3 protein-coding genes are annotated in these 2,191 nt (G+C 72.8%); 1 reads left to right on the top strand and 2 read right to left on the bottom strand.

Translation table 11 applies throughout. The annotated features are described in order from the left end of the window. Positions 1–228 precede the first annotated feature (228 nt). Positions 229–1,092: a zinc metalloprotease HtpX gene (gene htpX, locus ACOV8S_RS17580; RefSeq protein WP_448318706.1), complete on the top strand. Its 864-nt coding sequence runs from the start codon at positions 229–231 to the stop codon at positions 1,090–1,092. Positions 1,093–1,276: 184 nt separating this feature from the next. On the opposite strand, the gene ACOV8S_RS17575 is transcribed toward htpX, so the two are convergent. Beyond that, positions 1,277–1,696, bottom strand: a complete 420-nt coding sequence (locus ACOV8S_RS17575; protein ID WP_448318705.1) for a YccF domain-containing protein — start codon at positions 1,694–1,696, stop codon at positions 1,277–1,279. 63 nt (positions 1,697–1,759) lie between these two features. Beyond that, positions 1,760–2,191: amino acid permease (locus ACOV8S_RS17570; protein WP_448318704.1), on the bottom strand; the 432-nt coding region annotated here is incomplete at its 5' end.

The raw sequence follows: 2,191 nt of genomic DNA, 5'->3' as shown, positions 1-2,191 counted from the left end.
CGCCCCTGCGGGACGCGCGCACCCTGTCCACGCCGGTCCCTCCACACCGTCCGCGCCCGCGCCACGCCGGTGCCGCCGAACCACGTGCGACCGCGCCGCGCCGGGGTACTCCACCCACGACCGGCGTGGGGAACTGCGACCGCCCGCACCGCGTTGACCTGTACGTAAGGGTCCACTGGACGCGCCGCACCAGGGGCTCCCCCCGCCGCACCACTTGGAGGGCGTACCGTGCACCGTCGGCACAACGGACTCAGGACAGCGGTCCTCCTCGGGGGACTGTCGGCGCTCATCATCGTCATCGGCGGCTTCTTCGGCCGCAACGGCCTGATCGTCGCCATCCTCGTGGCGCTGGCCACCAACGCCTACGCCTTCTGGAACAGCGACAAGCTCGCCCTGCGCGCCATGCGGGCCCGCCCGGTCAGCGAGTTCGAGGCCCCCGGCCTCTACCGGATCGTCCGCGAGCTCTCCATACAGGCCCGTCGGCCCATGCCCCGGCTCTACATCTCGCCGACCGACGCGCCCAACGCCTTCGCCACCGGCCGCAGCCCACGCAACGCCGCGGTCTGCTGCACCGACGGCATCCTGCGCATCCTCGACGAGCGTGAGCTGCGCGGCGTGATCGGGCACGAGCTCAGCCACGTCTACAACCGGGACATCCTCACCTCGTCGGTCGCCGGCGCGCTCGCCTCGGTGATCATGTTCCTGGTGAACTTCGCCTGGCTGATCCCGATCGGCCGTTCGGACGACGACGACGGCCCCGGCCTGCTCGGCATGCTGCTGATCATGCTGCTCGGCCCGCTCGCCGCGTCCGTCATCCAGCTCGCCATCAGCCGCTCCCGGGAGTACGCGGCCGACGCCGACGGAGCCCGCCTCACCGGCGATCCGCTGGCCCTGGCCAGCGCGCTGCGCAAGCTGGAGGCCGGCACGAAGGCGCTGCCGCTGCCGCCGGAACCGAAGATCGAGACGGCCAGCCACATGATGATCGCCAACCCGTTCCGCCCCGGCCAGGGCCTCTCCAAGCTCTTCTCCACCCACCCGCCCATGGCCGAGCGCATCGCCCGCCTGGAGACCATGGGCGGCGGCCGGGGCTGACCCCCGCGGCCGGTTTCCCGCCCGCCGGCGCGGCTGCCCGGCCGGTTTCCCGCCCGCGGACGCGGCGGCCCAGGCAGCTCTTCGGCCGGCTGCGGCCCTCGGCGGGCTCTCAGCCGCCGGGCATGCCCGCCGTGCATGCCCGCTGTGCATGCCCGCGCCGCACGCACGCGCCGCAAGCCCGCGGTCACCAGCGGCGGTCGTCCACCCGCGCCCGCTCGGCCTGCTCCACGGGAACGATCTCCGAACCGAGCGGCATCAGCGAGATCGGGATCATCTTGAGGTTCGCCCAGCCGAACGGGATGCCGATGATCGAGACGAACAGCGGGATGCTGAGCACCAGGTGCTCGAGGGCCAGCCACCAGCCGGCCACGATCACCCACACCACGTTCCCGATCGCCGACCCCACGCCCGCCGTGGGCTTGGGCACCGTGGTGCGCCCGAACGGCCACAGGGCGTACCCCGCCAGCCGCAGCGCCGCGATGCCGAACGGGATGGTGACGATCAGCACGAAGCTGATCAGCGCGGCGACCAGATAGCCGAGCGCCATCCAGAACCCGCAGAACACGACCCACAGGATGTTGAGCACCAGATTGACCGGCTTCACGGTCGTACCCCTTCGCTCATGTACGTCGTCGGACGTCGTGCGGACGACGGATCCGGCAGAGGCCTACTTCACCAGTGTCCGCCGGACCGCGTGAATGAGCGCCCCGACCACGACGACACCGGCGCCCGCGGCCACCGAGGCGGCCGGCAGCGTGAAGGCCAGCACCATGCAGCCGACCAGCCCCGCACCGGGAATGACGCGGGCGGCGGCCGACCGGTTGAGCGTCCACGCGGAGGCGTTGGCGATCGCGTAGTACAGCAGCACCCCGAACGACGAGAACCCGATCGCGCCCCGCAGATCCACCGTGGCCGCCACCACCACGACCACCGCCGCCACCGCGAGCTCGGCCCGGTGCGGCACCTGGAAGCGCGGGTGCACGGCCGCCAGGGGCCTCGGCAGGTGGCCGTCCCGGGCCATCGCCAGCGTGGTCCGCGACACGCCCAGCAGCAGGGCCAGCAACGACCCCAGCGCGGCCACCGCCGCGCCCACCCGCAC

The organism is Streptomyces sp. CO7 (genome assembly GCF_053474865.1).
The sequence above is the reverse complement of the archived record's forward strand: the minus strand, read 5'-3'. Positions and strand labels throughout refer to the sequence as shown.